Consider the following 16,399-nt stretch of genomic DNA (forward strand, 5'->3'; position numbering starts at 1 on the left):
GGGTACTGCGTCGCACGAGCAAAGTGCCCCCAAGGTCGGCATTAGATCCCGACTTCCCGGCACTCATTCCCTCAGGTAAGTAACACCGCCCCCAGCCCCTATAGATATAGGGTGCTGGGGGTAGTCTTTTATGAGGGATGCGATAAGGGGGGATGGGATGGAGGAGGGGAGGTTAGAGCCAACTATTTAGGGGGTAGTGCTGTTCCCTAAATATGTGTTTCTATCCTGATGGGCTCTATTGAGGGCAGTCGGAGGGATAGATGGGCACTTAGAATCGTTGCATAATCACAGTACACGTATGAGTACAATTGCTTGTGTGCTCGTTGCCTTGGTGGCACTGGAGCACTTGTATATTCTCTGGATCGAGATGTTTGCTTGGACGACCAAGGGTAAGGAGGTCTTCCGTGATGCGCTACCCGAGGAGCTCTTTGAGCCCACAAGGGGACTCGCTGCCAACCAAGGTCTCTATAATGGCTTCCTAGCTGCAGGGCTGATCTGGGGACTAACTATCGGAGACCCCGAGTGGTCGATCCGAGTACAGATCTTCTTCCTCTGCTGTGTCATCGTCGCTGCTGGCTATGGGGCAATTCGCTCGAGCCGTAGCATCCTCATCAAGCAGGGAATGCCTGCTATCCTTGCGCTCATCGTCCTTCTCCTAGCACAGGTCTAGGGTAGAGCCCCACTAGCCTCTCTTCCCATCCTCTATATAGAGATGTAGCGTAGAGAGGGGCACGCTCATAACAATACGAATCATCGCAATAATACATCCATCATAAACAATGAACAAGAAATCAGATATAGGCCTCATCGGGCTCGCCGTCATGGGCGAGAACCTAGCCCTAAATATGGAGCGTAATGGCTTCCAGGTCTCCGTCTACAACCGTGCCGATGGTGCCGAGGCAGGTGTCGTAGAGCACTTCATGGCTGGGCGTGGGGCAGGTAAGCACTTCCTCGGCTTCACTGACCTAGAGGCCTTCGTAGCCAGCATCGAGCGTCCACGCAAGATCATGATGATGATCCGTGCAGGTCGTCCAGTAGACCTCGTCATAGAGGCACTCCTTCCCTACCTAGAGGCTGGGGATATAGTCATCGATGGGGGCAACTCCAACTGGGAGGACTCCGAGCGTCGGGAAGCCGAGCTACGTCAGCGGGGTATCTACTTCGTGGGCTGTGGTATCTCTGGCGGAGAGGAAGGGGCACTGAATGGCCCAGCGATCATGCCCGGCGGAGCACAGGAGGCCTGGCCAAGCCTAGAGCCTATCTTCACTCGGATCGCTGCGCAGGCCGAGGATGGTACTCCCTGCTGTGCCTGGATAGGCGCAGGGGGCTCGGGGCACTTCGTCAAGATGGTGCACAATGGGATCGAGTATGGGGATATGCAGCTCATCGCAGATGCCTATGGCTATCTACGCTCGGTCGCAGGGATGAGCAATGAGGAGATGGCCGAGATCTTCGCCTCTTGGGGCGAGGGCAAGCTCTCCAGCTACCTCATCGAGATTACCTCCGAGATCCTACGTCATCGGGAGGCAGATGGGAGCTACCTCATCGACAAGATCCTCGATGCAGCAGGACAGAAGGGGACGGGCAAGTGGTCCGTCATCAACTCCCTAGAGTATGGCCAGCCCCTAAGCCTTATCGCTACTGCTGTCTACGAGCGCAGCCTATCGTCCTCGGTGGAGCTACGTCAGGAGGCCTCCAGCATCTACCCGCGTAGCGAGCATTGCCCTGAGCCCTTCACCGAGGCCGATACGCTTGCCCTCCAGCGCAGCCTCTATGCCTCCAAGATCGTCTCCTATGCGCAGGGCTTCTCCCTCCTATATGAGGCCTCTAAGGCCAATGGTTGGTCACTCGACCTCTCCTCCATCGCACGCATCTGGCGTAATGGCTGTATCATCCGCTCTGCCTTCCTCAACGATATCGCCGAGGCCTACGAGGCACAGCCAGAGCTACAGAACCTCCTACTAGCCCCTTACTTCCAGCACGAGATCAAGGATGCCAAGGCCGACTGGGGGCGTATCGTATCCTCTGCTATCGCAGCCGAGTGCTCGGTGCCAGCCTTCTCATCGGCACTGAACTACTTCTTCTCTCTGACGACCCGTCGCCTGCCTGCCAATATGGTACAGGCACAGCGGGACTTCTTCGGAGCACACACCTTTGAGCGCACGGATCGTCCTAGGGGTGAATTCTTCCACGAGAATTGGACAGGTAGAGGGAGTGATACCTCATCCACAACCTATAATGCCTAAGGCTAAGCTACGATGCAAGTAACCGCACAGAATACGAAGCCCGAGAGCCTCATCCTCGTCATCTTCGGTGGATCGGGTGACCTAACTAAGCGCAAGCTCGTCCCCTCGCTCTACCAGCTCTTCAAGCAGGGCAAGCTCCCGCACCGCTTCGCTGTCCTCGCCCTCGGGCGTACGGACTACACAGATGATAGCTACCGTCCGCACCTAGATGAAGCCCTCCAGATGTATCTAGCCGAGGGCGAGTACGATGCTTCGCTGGCGGAGCAGCTCCTTAGCTCGGTGTACTACCTAGCGATGGACCCTGCTGAGCAGAGTGACTATCCGAGACTCGTGGAGCGTCTCTCTCAGCTCGATAAGCAGATCGACAATCCCGCCAACTACATCTACTACCTCTCTACCCCGCCCCTACTCTATGGTGTCGTCCCCCAGCACCTCAAGCATGTCGGGCTCAATAGTGAGGAGGGCGGTGCTCTGCGCCGTATCGTCATCGAGAAGCCCTTCGGCTATGACCTCGCCTCAGCGCTGGAGCTGAATAAGATCTATCGTTCGGCCTTCCGTGAGCACCAGCTCTATCGTATCGACCACTTCCTCGGCAAGGAGACCGTGCAGGACATCATGGCACTGCGCTTCGCCAACGGCATCTTCGAGCCCCTATGGAATAGGAACTATATCGACCGAATAGAGATCACGGCGGTGGAGAATATGGGTATAGAGAGTCGTGGAGGCTTCTACGACCAGACAGGGGCTCTGCGGGATATGGTACAGAACCACCTAGCCCAGCTCGTCGCCCTGACGGCGATGGAGCCCCCAGTGCAGTTCAATGCAGATCTCTTCCGCAACGAGGTGGTGAAGGTCTACCAGTCCTTCCGTCCCATGTCGGATGATGAGGTACGTCGGCGAGTTATCCGAGGCCAGTACACCGAGGGCGAATGGCGAGGGGAGCTTCATCGTGCCTACCGAGAGGAGGATAAGGTGGTGGGCGATAGCCGTACGGAGACCTTCGTGGCGATGAAGCTCTATATCGACAACTGGCGCTGGCAGGGTGTCCCCTTCTATATCCGTACGGGTAAGATGATGCCGACGAAGGTCACCGAGATCGTCGTGCACTTCAAGCCCACACCGCACAAGATGTTCACCACGCTAGACGGAGGTACGGTACCCAATCAGCTCATCATCCGTATCCAGCCCGATGAGGGGATCTCTCTGAAGTTTGCCGCCAAGGTACCTGGCTCGGGCTTCGAGGTCAAGAAGGTCTCGATGAACTTCACCTACGACCAGCTCGGGGGCTTGGCTTCGGGAGATGCCTACTCACGCCTCCTAGAGGACTGTATGCTCGGTGACTCCACCCTCTTCACACGCAGCGATGCAGTGGAGATGAGCTGGCGCTTCTTCGATCCTATCCTTCGCCTCTGGCAGGAGGACGACTTCCCTCTCTACGGCTATCCCGCAGGTACATGGGGACCTAAGCAGAGTGACCTAATCATCGAGCGGGATCACAGCTGGACGAACCCCTGCCGTAACCTCACTAACTCTGAGCTCTACTGCGAACTATGATCCCATACATCTATGCTACCCCCGAGGAGGTCGCTCGTGCTGTCGCCGAGGAGGCCTTCGTACGTCCCTCTCAGGAGGGCTGGGTACACATCGCCCTCTCGGGGGGCAGTACCCCTCGACTACTCTTTAGCCTGCTGGCTGAGGAACCCCTACGTAGTGCCGTCCGCTGGGATCGTATCCACCTCTATTGGGTGGATGAGCGGTGTGTCCCTCCCACCGATCCCGATAGCAACTATGGTATGACGAAGGCTACTCTCCTGGATCATGTCCCCATTCCCGAGGATCAGGTGCACCGTATACGGGGAGAGGCTGATCCCGAGCGGGAGGCTAAGGACTACTGCTGGCTCGTGGGCTCGGAGCTCCCCTTCGACGGCGAGTACCCAGTCTTCGACATCGTGCTCCTAGGGCTAGGGGATGATGGTCATACCTCCTCGATCTTCCCCCATGAGCCCCAGCTCTTGACTGAGGAGGCTCCGTATGCAGTGGCCACGAGCCCTAAGGGGCAGCGTCGCATCGCCCTCACAGGGCCTACGATCCTAGCTGCTCGTCGGCTGCTCTTCCTCGTGACGGGAGAGGCGAAGGCACCTGTCCTACGTGCTATCCTCTCCTCCAGCCCCGAGGCCAAGGGCTACCCAGCAGCCTATATCGCAGGGCATCGTCCTGATGCCGCCCTCTATACGGATGTAGTGCTTTAGCTGATCCGCTATACATATTAGGAGCAGAGAGCCCCGCCCTACGGTATGAGATCTTACTCATATCGTGGGGCGGGGCTCTCTACTCTAGTGCTCGGTAGAGCTCTAGCGTCCGAAGGTCAGTGGATAGCTCGTGGGGCGCTCGGGGCAGAAGGCGCCATCGTGGTAGACCGAATGACCATTGACAAAGGTCTGTACGACCCGGTGCGTGAAGGTGTGCCCCTCGAAGGGTGACCAGCCACACTTGGACACGACAGAGTCCGCTGTGACGAGGTGTGGAGCATTGGGGGCGATGAGCACAAGATCGGCATAGTAGTCCTCCTTTATGAAGCCCCGATCCTGCAGACCGAAGAGCTGGGCTGGGCGGTGAGCCATCATCTCTACGACCTGCTCCCGAGTGAAGACTCCCTCCAGAGCTAAGTCAAGCATAGAGATGAGTGCCCATTCGCAGAGTGGGCCACCGCTAGCAGCCGTCAGGCAGTTCCCCTTCTTCTCCTCCAGGAGGTGTGGGGCATGATCTGTGGCGATGATGTCGATCCTCTGGTGGCAGACGGCCTCACGTAGAGCTTCTCGGTCTCGCATAGTCTTGACGGCGGGGTTCCACTTGATACGGTTGCCTAGACGTGGATAATCCTGGTCGGTGAAGAGCAGGTGGTGGACACAGGCCTCGGCCGTGATCCGCTTCTCTGCCAGGGGGAGCTGATCGCTGAATAGGCTGAGCTCTCGGGCTGTGGAGACGTGTAGGATGTGTAGGCGACTGCCTAGGCGGGTGGCGAGCTCCACGGCTTCGCTGGAGGAGCGGTAGCAGGCCTCCTCGCTACGGATCAGTGGGTGATAGCGTACATCGAGTTCGTCCTCGGGTATCTGAGCGAGGAAGTGCTCCCTATTGGCACGGATGATCTCCTCCTTCTCACAGTGGGTAGCGATGATGAGGTCGGTCTCGCTGAATATCCGCTCGAGTGTATGGCGGTCATCCACGAGCATATTGCCCGTAGAGGAGCCCAAGAAGAGCTTGATGCCAGGGGTATGGAGTCGATCGATACGTCGGAGCTCATCCGCATTGTCATTGCTTCCGCCGAAGAAGAAGGAGTAGTTCGCCCACGACGTCTCTTGGGCACGATCCATCTTCCACTGCCAGGCCTCGAGGCTGGTCGTGGGGGGCTTGGTATTGGGCATCTCCATGAAGGAGGTGATCCCACCCGCTATGGCTGCACGGCTCTCGGACTCTATGGTCGCCTTGTGGGTCAGTCCGGGCTCACGGAAGTGCACTTGGTCATCTATGCACCCAGGCAGGAGCAAGAGTCCCTCGGCAGGGATGACGACGTCGGCCTCACGCTCGATACCTTCGGGGAACCAATATTCGCCCATGTTGATCCGTGTACCTGCCTCGTGCTTGTAGATCTTCTCGCCCCTATATATCTTGGCGATCCGCTCTCCATCGATGAGGATGGAGCCGACGTAGCTCTCCCCGTCGTTGATGATGGTAGCCCTGTGGATGAGTTGCTTCATTGATTTTGTTCGGATCAGAAGTTTGATATGTATAATGCAGCGAAGACTATGCGTAGCCCTCGCTACAAAGATAAGTCATTGGGGCTATCCCTGATGAGTACCTCGTGGCTGATGTGTGATTTCTCGGAGTGTGCATGGCTCTTGAGCACTATGTGGGGATATTCATTCCCATCTAGGGGCGCCTTAGCTGTGCACTAGAGAGCCTGAGTGCAGACCCCAAGCGATCGCCCTAAGAGAGCACCCTATAGAGGTGATACTTAGAGCGAGGTAGTGTACACGCGTGTATACAGTTGTGTACACGTGGGTATACTAGTGTGTACACACGTGTACACTCTTCCCCTCTAGGTAATAGGTGTATACTTGTTCGCTCCGCACCTAGGACACAGATGCTACTATCTTCCGCATATGCTCCTTGACTACCTCGCTCTTGGTCTTCTGTGGTCTCATGTGTCAGCCTCTTTAGTGACCTTATATATCCGCCTCTCTAGTGACCTCATGCCTTCGCTCTAGGGGAGCTTTCCTCCTAATGAGTGGGGCTGTCGGGGGATGGAGTGGGGGAGATGAGGCTCGGATAGAGCTGAGATGGGGAGACTAATTTACGTCAGATGGCGTATCTTCGTAGTGTGAAACAGGTTGATTTACCTATGAAGGAAGGAGCCTTCCTTCCCCCCTTACTCTACGGATCCTATGAGCATGCAACCCAGCTAGAGCATCCCCTCGCCGAGAGGAAGCGGATGCGTCTCTCTGGCTTAGCAGGCTCTGCTCGTTCGCTTGTGCTCGCTCGTCTCAGGCATGCGGCTCCCCTCATCGTGCTGATGAGGGATGAGGAGCGAGCAGGCTATCTGTATGCCGACCTAGAGGGACTGCTGGGGAGTGATGCAGTCCTCTTCTTCCCCTCCGCTTACCGCCGTGCTATCCGCTATGGACATCGGGATGAGGCTAGTACCCTCCTCCGCTCTATGGTGCTGAGTAGCCTATATAGTGATGCCAAGCGAGGTCAGTCTCGCCTACCCATCATCGTGACCTATCCCGAGGCCTTGATCGAGAGTGTCCCTCGGGATGAGGCTCAGGCAGAGGATACCTTCATCATCCAGCGGGGAGAGCTCCTAGACCGAGACGAACTGAGAGACAAGCTCCTCTCCTGGGGCTTCGAGCGTATGGACTACGTCTACGAGCCTGGTCAGTTCGCTATCCGAGGGAGTATCTTCGATATCTATTCCTTTACCTCCGAGCTCCCCTATCGCCTAGACTTCTTTGACGATGAGGTGGAGAGCCTTCGTCGATTTGAGGTCGATAGCCAGCTATCAGTAGAGAGCCTTCAAGAGCTGGTATTGAGTCCCGACCTCGCTCGAAGCGAAGGGGGGCGGGCCTCGCTCCTCTCCCTCCTGCCAGAGGGGACGCAGCTAGCGCTCGAGGGGCGTAATGCCCTCCTGCCTCGCCTAGAGGCTACCTGGGATGAGGCACCGATCCTACAGGATGGGGAGGGCTTTGCTGACCTAGAGGCACTACGCCGAGCCTTGGTAGAGCCCCAGAGCCTGCTCGCCGAGCTCGCTGCACTGCCGCAGTATGAGCTCGTGGCCGATAGCACAGATGCCGACCTCGTCTTCCATACCACAGCTCAGCCCCTCTTCCACAAGGACTATGATGCCCTATGTGAGCAGATCCGCTCGTGGCAGAGTGGTGGCTACAGCGTCTGGCTCTCTGCAGGGTCTGACACGGCCTATGAGCGAGTGACCGACATCCTAAGCGGCCGCCTCCCCGAGGCGTTGATGCCCCAGCGCACGTCCCTAACCCTCCATGAGGGCTTCGTGGACGAGGATAATAGGTCGGTCTTGCTGACGGAGCATGAGCTCTTCGACCGCTATCACAAGTACAGCCTACGTAGTGATAAGGCGACGGCGGGTAAGGTCACTCTCTCGCTCAAGGAGCTGCAGAGCTTCCAGCGGGGAGATCTAGTCGTACACGCAGACCATGGTATCGGACGCTTCGATGGGCTGGTGACGATGGAGCAGCAGGGACGCACTCAGGAGTTCGTCAAGCTCATCTACCGCAATAACGACTCCATCTATGTCAATCTCCATAGCCTACACAAGCTCTCCCACTACCGCACCGGAGGGGAGCAGACCGAGGTAACGCTGAGTGCCGTAGGCTCGGGAGCATGGCAGCGGATCAAGGACCGCACGAAGAAGCGGATCAAGGACATCGCCCGAGACCTCATCCGCCTCTATGCCCAGCGTCGGGAGAGTGAGGGCTTTGCCTTCAGCCCCGACAGCTACCTACAGCACGAACTAGAGGCCTCGTTTGCCTTCGAAGACACACCCGACCAAGCTGTCGCAACGGCGGCTGTGAAGGCCGATATGGAGCGACCCTATCCTATGGATCGCTTGCTCTGCGGTGACGTAGGCTTCGGGAAGACCGAGATCGCCGTTCGTGCAGCCTTCAAGGCTGCTACCGATGGCAAGCAGGTTGCCCTCCTTGTCCCCACGACCGTACTGGCCTATCAGCACTACCGCACCTTCTCCAAGCGTCTGAGGGACTTCCCCGTCCGAGTAGACTATATCTCCCGAGCACGCACGACTAAGGAACTCAGGGAGATACTACGTGACCTCCGTGAGGGGAAGATCGATATCATCATCGGGACACACCGCCTGACGAGCAAGGATGTCGCCTTCCACGACCTAGGGCTACTCATTATAGACGAGGAGCAGAAGTTTGGGGTGGCGACCAAGGAGAAGCTCCGTCAGCTCCAGGTCAATGTCGATACCCTTGCGATGAGTGCCACTCCGATACCACGTACCCTACAGTTCTCACTCATGGGGGCTCGGGATCTATCGAACCTCAATACACCTCCTGCTAATCGTCGTCCCGTAGAGACGATCCTCACGCAGGCTATTCCCTCGGTACTGCGTGAGGCGATCGGCTTCGAGATGAGCCGTAATGGGCAGGTGTACTGCGTCAATAGCCGTATTAGTAATATCGAGAACCTAGCTGCCCTCATCCAGAGGGAGGTGCCTGATGCCCGTATCGCCGTGGCACACGGACGTCTCGCTCCGAAGGAGATGGAGCAGATCTTGATTGACTTCGGGAACCATGAGTATGACGTCCTCGTAGCTACCAAGATCATAGAGAATGGTATCGACGTCCCCAATGCCAATACCATCATCATCCATGATGCCCACCACTATGGGCTCAGTGAACTCCATCAGCTACGTGGTCGGGTAGGGCGAAGTGACCGCAAGGCCTTCTGCTACCTACTTGCTCCCCCCCTAGATACGGTCTCCGAGGAGTCCCGCAGACGACTCGTGGCCATAGAGAGCTTCAGTGAGCTAGGTAGTGGCATTCGTATCGCCCTACAGGATCTGGACCAGCGAGGAGCAGGTAACGTGCTCGGTGCAGAGCAGAGTGGCTTCATCACCGATATGGGCTATGAGACCTATCAGAAGGTCTTTACCGAAGCGATACAGGAGCTGAAGGCAGGAGAGTTCGCCCACGTCTATGCCACCGATGATCGTCAGGAGGGCGGGGAGGAGCTGGCAGATCGCTTCGTAGTGGAGACGCAGGTGGAGAGTGATCTGGAGCTTTCCTTCCCGGTGGACTATGTCCCTCAGGATGCAGAGCGTATTCTGCTCTACCGAGAGCTCGATGGGCTCAGCGAGGATCGGGAGCTAGAGGCCTTCAGAGAGCGTATGGAGGATCGCTTTGGTAAGCTCCCCCCTTCCGCTCGTGCCCTTATCCTTATCCCCCGCCTTCGTCGTCTAGGTCATCACCTCGGGATCGAGAAGGTCGTCCTCAAGGCTGGCTCTATGAGTCTACACCTCATCGCCGATACGACGAGTGCCTACTATTCCTCCGATGCCTTCGGTAGACTACTGGAGTACGTCGCACGTAATAGCCGTAGCTGTGAGTTCGTCCAGCGAGCTGACCGCCACATCATCCGTATTCATAATGTCGCCTCTGTCGCCTCTGCTATCGCCGTCCTAGAGGATGTGCTAGGGCGGAGGAAGAAAGAGGTAAATAAGTAATCCCTATAAAACAATGATTCTATCGAACCACACCCGAGCGAGCCTTGTTCTCTCTCTGTGCCTGCTCCTGATCCCGACTACCCTTGTCGCTCAGTGCAGGATGCCCGCTACTCACCCGAGCCAACGATCCAAAGTGGCTCCTAATCGTAATAAGACAATGGCAACAGTAACATTCAAGAACAGCCTCACTGTAAAGCTCAACGGTAACCTCCCTGCCGTGGGGACACAAGCCCCTAACTTCAAGGGTACCAAGACCGACCTCACCGATGTACACCTAGAGGACTACCGTGGCAAGCGTGTCGTCCTCAATGTATTCCCCAGCGTAGACACCGGTGTATGTGCTGCTAGCGTACGTCGCTTCAACGCTGAGGCTTCCAAGCTAGACAACACCGTCGTACTCTGCATCTCTAAGGACCTCCCCTTCGCACAGGCTCGCTTCTGCGGTGCTGAGGGTCTGGACAAGGTCATCCCTCTGTCTACCTTCCGCTGCAACTGCTTCACCGATGGCTATGGTCTCCTCCAGGAGGATGGTCCTCTCTATGGCCTGCTCGCTCGTGCCGTCATCGTCATCGACGAGAATGGGAAGGTGCTCTACACCGAGCTCGTCCCCGAGCTCACGCATGAGCCTAACTACGAGGCAGCTCTCGCAGTACTGAAGTAAGCTGTCCTACCACAGCTCCTACAGACCTCTAGCTTAGCTCTGGGTATATCCTACTCTACAGCTGGAGCTATGTATAATACAATGGGGGCTAGGTCACATGGCCTAGCCCCCATTGTATTGTACATAGATGTACTTCCGCCCCTGCCATCTCCTCCCCTCTCCCTGTCATCTCCTCCTCTCACAGCCTATTAGGGGGGATGGTATAATCGTGTGAAAGAAATGCGCCCTAGGATCTCGTGTGAGACCCTAGGGCGCATTTGCTTAGTCTTTGTCTGTGGCTTAGGCCTCTTCGGCTACTTCCTCAGCAGGTGCTTCGGGAGCTTCTTCAGCCTTAGGTTCCTCAGCCTTCTTCTCTGCCTTAGGAGCATCAGAGAGCACCTCTACGGGGATCTCGATAGCTACCTCCTTGTGCAGACGTACCGTAGCGGTGTAGTTACCAATCTCCTTGATCGTCTTGATGAAGATCAGCTTACGCTCGGTCTCTAGACCTAGCTTAGCGAGCTCTTCGGCGATCTCAGCAGCGGTGACGGAGCCATAGAGGCTACCCGTAGCAGCGTTGGTATGAGCTGTGATGGAGAGGCGTACACCTTCGTACTTCTTTGAGCGTTCCTCAGCTTCCTTCTTGATAGCGGCGATCTTGTGAGCACGCTGGCGAAGGTTTTCAGCTAGGATCTTCTTCGCTGCTTCAGTAGCGATGATAGCCTTGCCTGTGGGGATTAGAAAGTTGCGACCGTAGCCGTTCTTTACCGTGACGATATCGTCCTTGTAGCCGAGACCGACTACGTCTTCTTTCAAAATAACTTCCATTGTATTCTGTCTCCTCTGGGTTTATTCTTTACTTGTGTCTGTGTAAGGGGCGGAGCCTTACTTAGCCATGTTGTCCGTTACGTAGGGTAGCAGAGCCAGGTGACGAGCACGCTTGACGGCCTGAGCTACACGGCGCTGGAACTTGAGGCTGGTGCCGGTGATGCGACGTGGGAGGATCTTGCCCTGCTCGTTAAGGAAACGCTTGAGGAACTCAGGATCCTTGTAGTCGATATACTTGATACCGCTCTTCTTGAAGCGGCAGTACTTCTTCTTCTTGCTATCTACCGTAAGGGGGGTAAGGTAGCGTACTTCTGTTGATGCAGCCATTTTCTTTGCCTTGTCTTTGGATGGGTTATGCCTTACGGCTTCTTCTCTTCTCAGCGTATGCGTGAGCGAACTTGTCCTGGCGGAAGGTCAGGAATCGAAGGACATTCTCGTCACGACGGAACTGCGTCTCTAGCGTAGCGATCGTCTCAGGCTTAGCCTGGAACTCTAGGAACTGATAGTAGCCCGTAGACTTCTTGGCGATAGCATAGGCGAGCTTCTTGAGCCCCCAGTTCTCTTCGTTTACGATCTCAGCGCCTTCGCCCTTGAGTACATCAACGAACTTTGCGACCGCTTCCTTTACCTGAGCTTCAGATAAATCGGGAGTAAGAATGAAAACGGTTTCGTAGTTATTCATTTCTCGTTATTATTAAGAGATTAAAATTATCGGGCGCAAAGGTACGTAAATATCTCTATCACTCCAAATGTATCTAGCTGTGATCATTCACGATACAGCTACTATCATGGGAGTGTCGGGGAGCGTACTACGGCTATATCCCCATGCCCTCATTCTCTGAGGGCTCACGGGCAGGCAGTACACGTAGCTCGGTGCGACGGTTGAGGGCATCACATACCGCTTGTTGCTCCTCGGGAAGAGTGGCGATAAAGGCTTCGTCAAGGACTTGTCCGGCCTCTAGGAAGGGATACTCCTCAGCCACTCGCCGAGTCACCACGAAGGGATGGCTCTTCCCATAGCCACGTGAGTGTAGTCGCCCCTCTGCGATGCCTCGGGATGTGAGGTAGGAGAGGACAGAGCGTGCGCGTCGCTCCGAGAGAGTGGTGTTGTAGCTGTCCGACCCGATACGATCGGCATGAGCTGTCAGCTCGATCACCACCTCGGGGTTATCCTCCAGTAGCCTAAGTAAGGCCTCGAGTGCGGGGGTACTCTCGGGGAGGATCTCGGCAGAGTCAAAGGCATAGTAGAGCTCACGTAGCTGCTCTGTAGTCTCACGACTCGTCAGGTAGAAATCCACGGTGTAGACCTCACTGCTGTCCGAGGGGTCGGTGTGTAGGCGCACGTACTGATTGAGATAGCCTGGGGCAGAGGCGAGCATCACGTAGTCGATGTCGGCTGATGCACTTAGTCGGTAGCTCCCCTCGGCATCCGTCGTGACAGCACGTATCTGATCCTCGGCGGTATTGCCCACTAGACGAAGGGTAGCTCCTGGGATCGGGTAGCCCTCTCGGTCTAGGACAAGCCCCTCGATGAGTGTCTCTATCCGTGCCCGCTCGAAGCGGTAGAGGTGAGGACGACCACGCTGGTCATCACGGGACGAGGCTAGGAAGCCTACCTCCAGCAGTCTGCCCGTAGGATCAAGTTCGCTGACCCGAGGGGTAGGGGCTAGGCCATAGTCATCTGCGGGGCTATTGATCGGGGCGGGGATGTGTGTGACCTCATAGTGACCACTCGGCAGGAGCTGTGCCCGATATATATCAAGTCCCCCAAGCCCTACATGCCCATCGGAGGCGAAGTAGAGTAGGCTGTCTGAGACGGCGTATGGGTAGAGTTCGTCGCTGGGGGTATTGACCTCTGCTCCTAGGTTGTAGAGTGCCCCTGGGATACCATCCACTAGTTCTACTCGGTAGAGATCCTTACCCCCCTTACCTGAATTGAGGTCAGAGACGAAGAAGAGCACTCGCCCCGAGGGGCTAAGTGAGGGGTGTGCCACGAGCACCGTGCTATCCGAGAGGAGGTCTACGGGCTCAGCTTCACTCCATCGTCCCTCCATCCCTAGGGTAGATCGGTAGATCCTAGCTGTGTGCGTACCCTCCTGCCCCTGCACTGCTAGGGTGAGGTACATCGTACGGCCATCGGGGCTAAGGGTGGGGGTTCCGAGGTCTGACTGGGGATGCCCAAGGCCAGCAAGGGTATCTAGTCGCCGCTCCCAGATCCCGTTTGCTCCCTGTCGCAGGGCGTAGATCCGACCTAGCCCCTCCCCTGTGATCGGGCTTGAGCTCTTGGAGGATCCTCCTAGGGGGCGGGTGCTCGTCAGATAGATGACCTTCCCCTCGGGCGAATAGGTGACACCGTAGTCGCTACGGGTGGAGGAGAGGTGGTCAGCTCGCTCTACCTTATATATGGAGTGGGCTGTGGTGGATGGATTGTGGCTGAGGGCAAGGCTTGTACTCTCCAGCACACGGCGAGCCTCCCTACTCGTAGAGTCGTGGCTGAGGTAGCGTAGGGCGAAGGCTCTGGCTTGCTCGGGTGCACCTACCCCCAGCGAAGTCTCACTGAGGCGGAGGAGCAGAAGACTATCCGGGTAGTGGTGACGCAGGGCTGCGAGGTAGCTCGTGTGGGCAGAGGCAACGGCTCGGGTACGACGAGCATTCTCCCCGGCACGAAAGGCAAGGCGTGCCCGCTCACTCGCCTGCTTGGCTGGTGTCTGGGTGTAGAGTCTTCGGTAGAGCTCTGCTGCACGATGGTACTCCCCTCGTCGCTCAGCGAGCTCTGCCTCCCGCTCTAGGCGGGGGCTGCAGCCAGTGACCACAAGTGCCCAACCAAATAGGAGGAGCAAGGGGATGATACGAGTGCGGGGCATGACCTCTAGGGGATGTGAATGAGCTTGTGTACCTGTAGGCTTAGTCGCCACTCGGGATGCTGGAGTATATAGTCTACACAGAGTGCTACGGCAGTGGGATCGACCTCACTCTGATCCTCCCCTACGAAGATGGGGCTCAAGAGATAGGCCTCGGCTGGTGGGAGCTCCTCGATACTGGGGGGGAGGTCTATGTCCTGCCCTACGGGAAAGCGGAACTCTCCCACACCATCGGGGAAGTTGCGGTGTAGTAGGCGCATGGCCTCCTTCTTCGGGCTGCAGGTGATGTAGTCCAGCCCGTGGGGGGGGCGACGAGTACCGTTGGTCTCGATGGACTGGTGGTAACCAAGGGCTTTGAAGTAGGCGACGACCTCATCGGTTAGCTGTAGGGTTGGCTCGCCTCCCGTCCAGATGATACGTCGGCAGGGCCACTGGGCGATATGATCCCGTAGCTCCTCTAGGCTCATCTCTGTGCCACTCTCATACTCTGTGTCGCAGAAGCTACAGCTTAGGTTGCACTTGCTTAGACGAATGAATATGGAGGCTCTCCCCATATTCAGTCCCTCGCCCTGTAGGCTGTAGAATATCTCATTTACTAGCATCTCTTTCCTCTTCATTACACCTGCAAAGATACGTCTCCTACCGATACATGTAGCCGACACCCCCACACCTCTACTTCCCAAGTCGTGGGGTAGAGGTGTGGGGGTGTCGTGCTGGAGTGGCGTGTACCTACTACTTCACACCACGCACAAGCGGCATGGTGGAGCAGCGTAGTAGACCTCCCATCTTGGAGATCTCCTGATAGGGTGCTTCCTCTACGGTCATCCCCCATGCCGAGCGTAGGAACTGGTTCAGGCGGATGAAGTGCTGATCACTGATGATCGCATCGGGCCCGAGGGAGAAGATATTCGTATTCATATAGTATGCCTCCTCGGGGGTCACAGAGAAGAGGTTGTCATGCCCGAAGATCTCCTCCAGTAGACCTATATCTTGCTTGTGTAGGAAGCCCTCCTTGTAGATCAGTGCCCGACCTCGGGACACTGGCTGGAAGGCACAGTCTAGGTGTAGGACAGAGCGGAGCGGGTCGTGATCGTGCTTCTTCAGCTCTAGGGGGATGATGTGCTTGCGGGGGAATCGCTCACGTAGGAAGTCGATGGCATAGCGGTTCGTCCGAGCTGTCTTGTAGCTGGAATAGTCCTCTCCTAGGTAAGTACCTACGAAGAGTAGGTCGTCATAGAGTAGGATATCTCCCCCCTCTGTATGTACCTGCTCTGGCAGGTGCTCTACGTGCCCATCGGCGATACGTGGTAGGATGGAGGAGGCGAAGGCATCTGTCTCCAGTGCACGATCAGGGATGAGGTTGGATACAAAGAAGGTATTATCGATCGTAAAGCCTACATCGCGGGCGAAGATCTGGTTGTAGTTCTCCAGAGGTGTCGGGCGAAGCACTTCTACCCCATACCGCTCGAGAATGGATAGGACCACATTCATCTCGCGGATGACATCGCTTTCACGTGGGTAGATCCCCTTGCTGACAGCCTCATAGCTCTTGGCATCGTAGGTCTCGGAGAGCTGAGGTACGTCTCCGAGACTCTGGGGCAGTCCGAGTACTACGACCTGGAGCTGGTCGGTCTCGTTGGTGACGTGTGGGATGATAGCTTCCATAATTGTTGCTGTATTGCTTACCCCCGTTGGGCGTTCAAGGGGGCGGTTACCGCAAATATACGTAAAGTTCTTTGCTTTTGGAATAAAAGTAGCCCTCTAGATCTAAATTGCTCTCCCGTATAGCCCTTATGGGTAGGGGAGGGTAGACTACGCTCTACATCGAAGGGAACAGCTCATGGAGGCGAAGCTACGGGTATCCTTAGTACCCCTCTAGGGGTGTCGGAGTGACCCTTTTCGCCAGGACCGACACATGATCTCGCTCGCACACTCCTGCCTTTGGATCCTGGGGATCATTTCGTATCCCAGAGAGCCTTAGCCCATCCCTAGAGATCCTAGGCATTATCCCCAAGGAATAGACATACAAGCGAGCCCTAGAGAGGAG

The 16,399-nt window shown here is 56.5% G+C and carries 13 protein-coding genes; 6 read left to right on the plus strand and 7 right to left on the minus strand.

The genetic code is table 11. The features are described from left to right. Positions 1 to 298: 298 nt before the first annotated feature. From QZ554_RS06025 to pgl, 4 genes are all read left to right on the plus strand, one after another. Positions 299 to 670, plus strand: a complete 372-nt coding sequence (locus QZ554_RS06025) for a DUF1304 domain-containing protein (protein ID WP_297195013.1) — start codon at positions 299 to 301, stop codon at positions 668 to 670. A gap of 109 nt (positions 671 to 779) precedes the next feature. Further along, positions 780 to 2,246 (plus strand): decarboxylating NADP(+)-dependent phosphogluconate dehydrogenase, encoded by a 1,467-nt coding sequence (gnd, locus tag QZ554_RS06030; RefSeq protein WP_297195015.1) that lies wholly within the window; start codon positions 780 to 782, stop codon positions 2,244 to 2,246. 12 nt (positions 2,247 to 2,258) lie between these two features. Beyond that, on the plus strand, positions 2,259 to 3,800 hold the full coding sequence (zwf, locus tag QZ554_RS06035; protein ID WP_297195017.1) for a glucose-6-phosphate dehydrogenase: 1,542 nt from the start codon (positions 2,259 to 2,261) through the stop codon (positions 3,798 to 3,800). Continuing rightward, complete coding sequence (gene pgl / locus QZ554_RS06040) at positions 3,797 to 4,495, plus strand: 6-phosphogluconolactonase (protein WP_297195019.1); 699 nt, start codon at positions 3,797 to 3,799, stop codon at positions 4,493 to 4,495. Before zwf ends, pgl begins: the two co-directional genes overlap by 4 nt. 102 nt (positions 4,496 to 4,597) lie before the next feature. On the opposite strand, the gene QZ554_RS06045 is transcribed toward pgl, so the two are convergent. Beyond that, positions 4,598 to 6,001 carry a dihydroorotase gene (locus tag QZ554_RS06045; protein WP_297195021.1) on the minus strand — a complete coding sequence of 468 codons (1,404 nt, stop codon included), beginning with the start codon at positions 5,999 to 6,001 and terminating at the stop codon, positions 4,598 to 4,600. Between the two features lie 644 nt (positions 6,002 to 6,645). On the opposite strand from QZ554_RS06045, the gene mfd reads away from it, so the two are divergent. Next, positions 6,646 to 10,023: a transcription-repair coupling factor gene (mfd, locus tag QZ554_RS06050; RefSeq protein WP_297195022.1), complete on the plus strand. Its 3,378-nt coding sequence runs from the start codon at positions 6,646 to 6,648 to the stop codon at positions 10,021 to 10,023. A 157-nt stretch (positions 10,024 to 10,180) separates the two neighbouring features. Then, complete coding sequence (tpx, locus tag QZ554_RS06055; protein ID WP_297195024.1) at positions 10,181 to 10,684, plus strand: thiol peroxidase; 504 nt, start codon at positions 10,181 to 10,183, stop codon at positions 10,682 to 10,684. Positions 10,685 to 10,963: 279 nt separating this feature from the next. On the opposite strand, the gene rplI is transcribed toward tpx, so the two are convergent. From rplI to QZ554_RS06085, 6 genes are all read right to left on the minus strand, one after another. Then, positions 10,964 to 11,491 carry a 50S ribosomal protein L9 gene (gene rplI, locus QZ554_RS06060; protein ID WP_297195026.1) on the minus strand — a complete coding sequence of 176 codons (528 nt, stop codon included), beginning with the start codon at positions 11,489 to 11,491 and terminating at the stop codon, positions 10,964 to 10,966. Positions 11,492 to 11,548: 57 nt separating this feature from the next. Beyond that, positions 11,549 to 11,818, minus strand: a complete 270-nt coding sequence (gene rpsR, locus QZ554_RS06065) for a 30S ribosomal protein S18 (protein ID WP_297177543.1) — start codon at positions 11,816 to 11,818, stop codon at positions 11,549 to 11,551. A 25-nt stretch (positions 11,819 to 11,843) separates the two neighbouring features. Beyond that, positions 11,844 to 12,173 carry a 30S ribosomal protein S6 gene (gene rpsF, locus QZ554_RS06070; protein WP_297195028.1) on the minus strand — a complete coding sequence of 110 codons (330 nt, stop codon included), beginning with the start codon at positions 12,171 to 12,173 and terminating at the stop codon, positions 11,844 to 11,846. Between the two features lie 133 nt (positions 12,174 to 12,306). Then, a complete protein-coding gene (locus tag QZ554_RS06075) occupies positions 12,307 to 14,355 on the minus strand; it encodes an OmpA family protein (protein WP_297195030.1) in 2,049 nt (682 codons plus the stop codon). A gap of 5 nt (positions 14,356 to 14,360) precedes the next feature. Then, entirely contained in the window at positions 14,361 to 14,954 is a 594-nt protein-coding gene (locus QZ554_RS06080) for a 7-carboxy-7-deazaguanine synthase QueE (protein ID WP_297195031.1), read from the minus strand. A 130-nt stretch (positions 14,955 to 15,084) separates the two neighbouring features. Next, entirely contained in the window at positions 15,085 to 16,017 is a 933-nt protein-coding gene (locus QZ554_RS06085) for an amidinotransferase (protein ID WP_297195033.1), read from the minus strand. Between the last annotated feature and the right edge of the window lie 382 nt (positions 16,018 to 16,399).

Source organism: uncultured Porphyromonas sp., assembly GCF_915070105.1.
Lineage (GTDB): Bacteria > Bacteroidota > Bacteroidia > Bacteroidales > Porphyromonadaceae > Porphyromonas.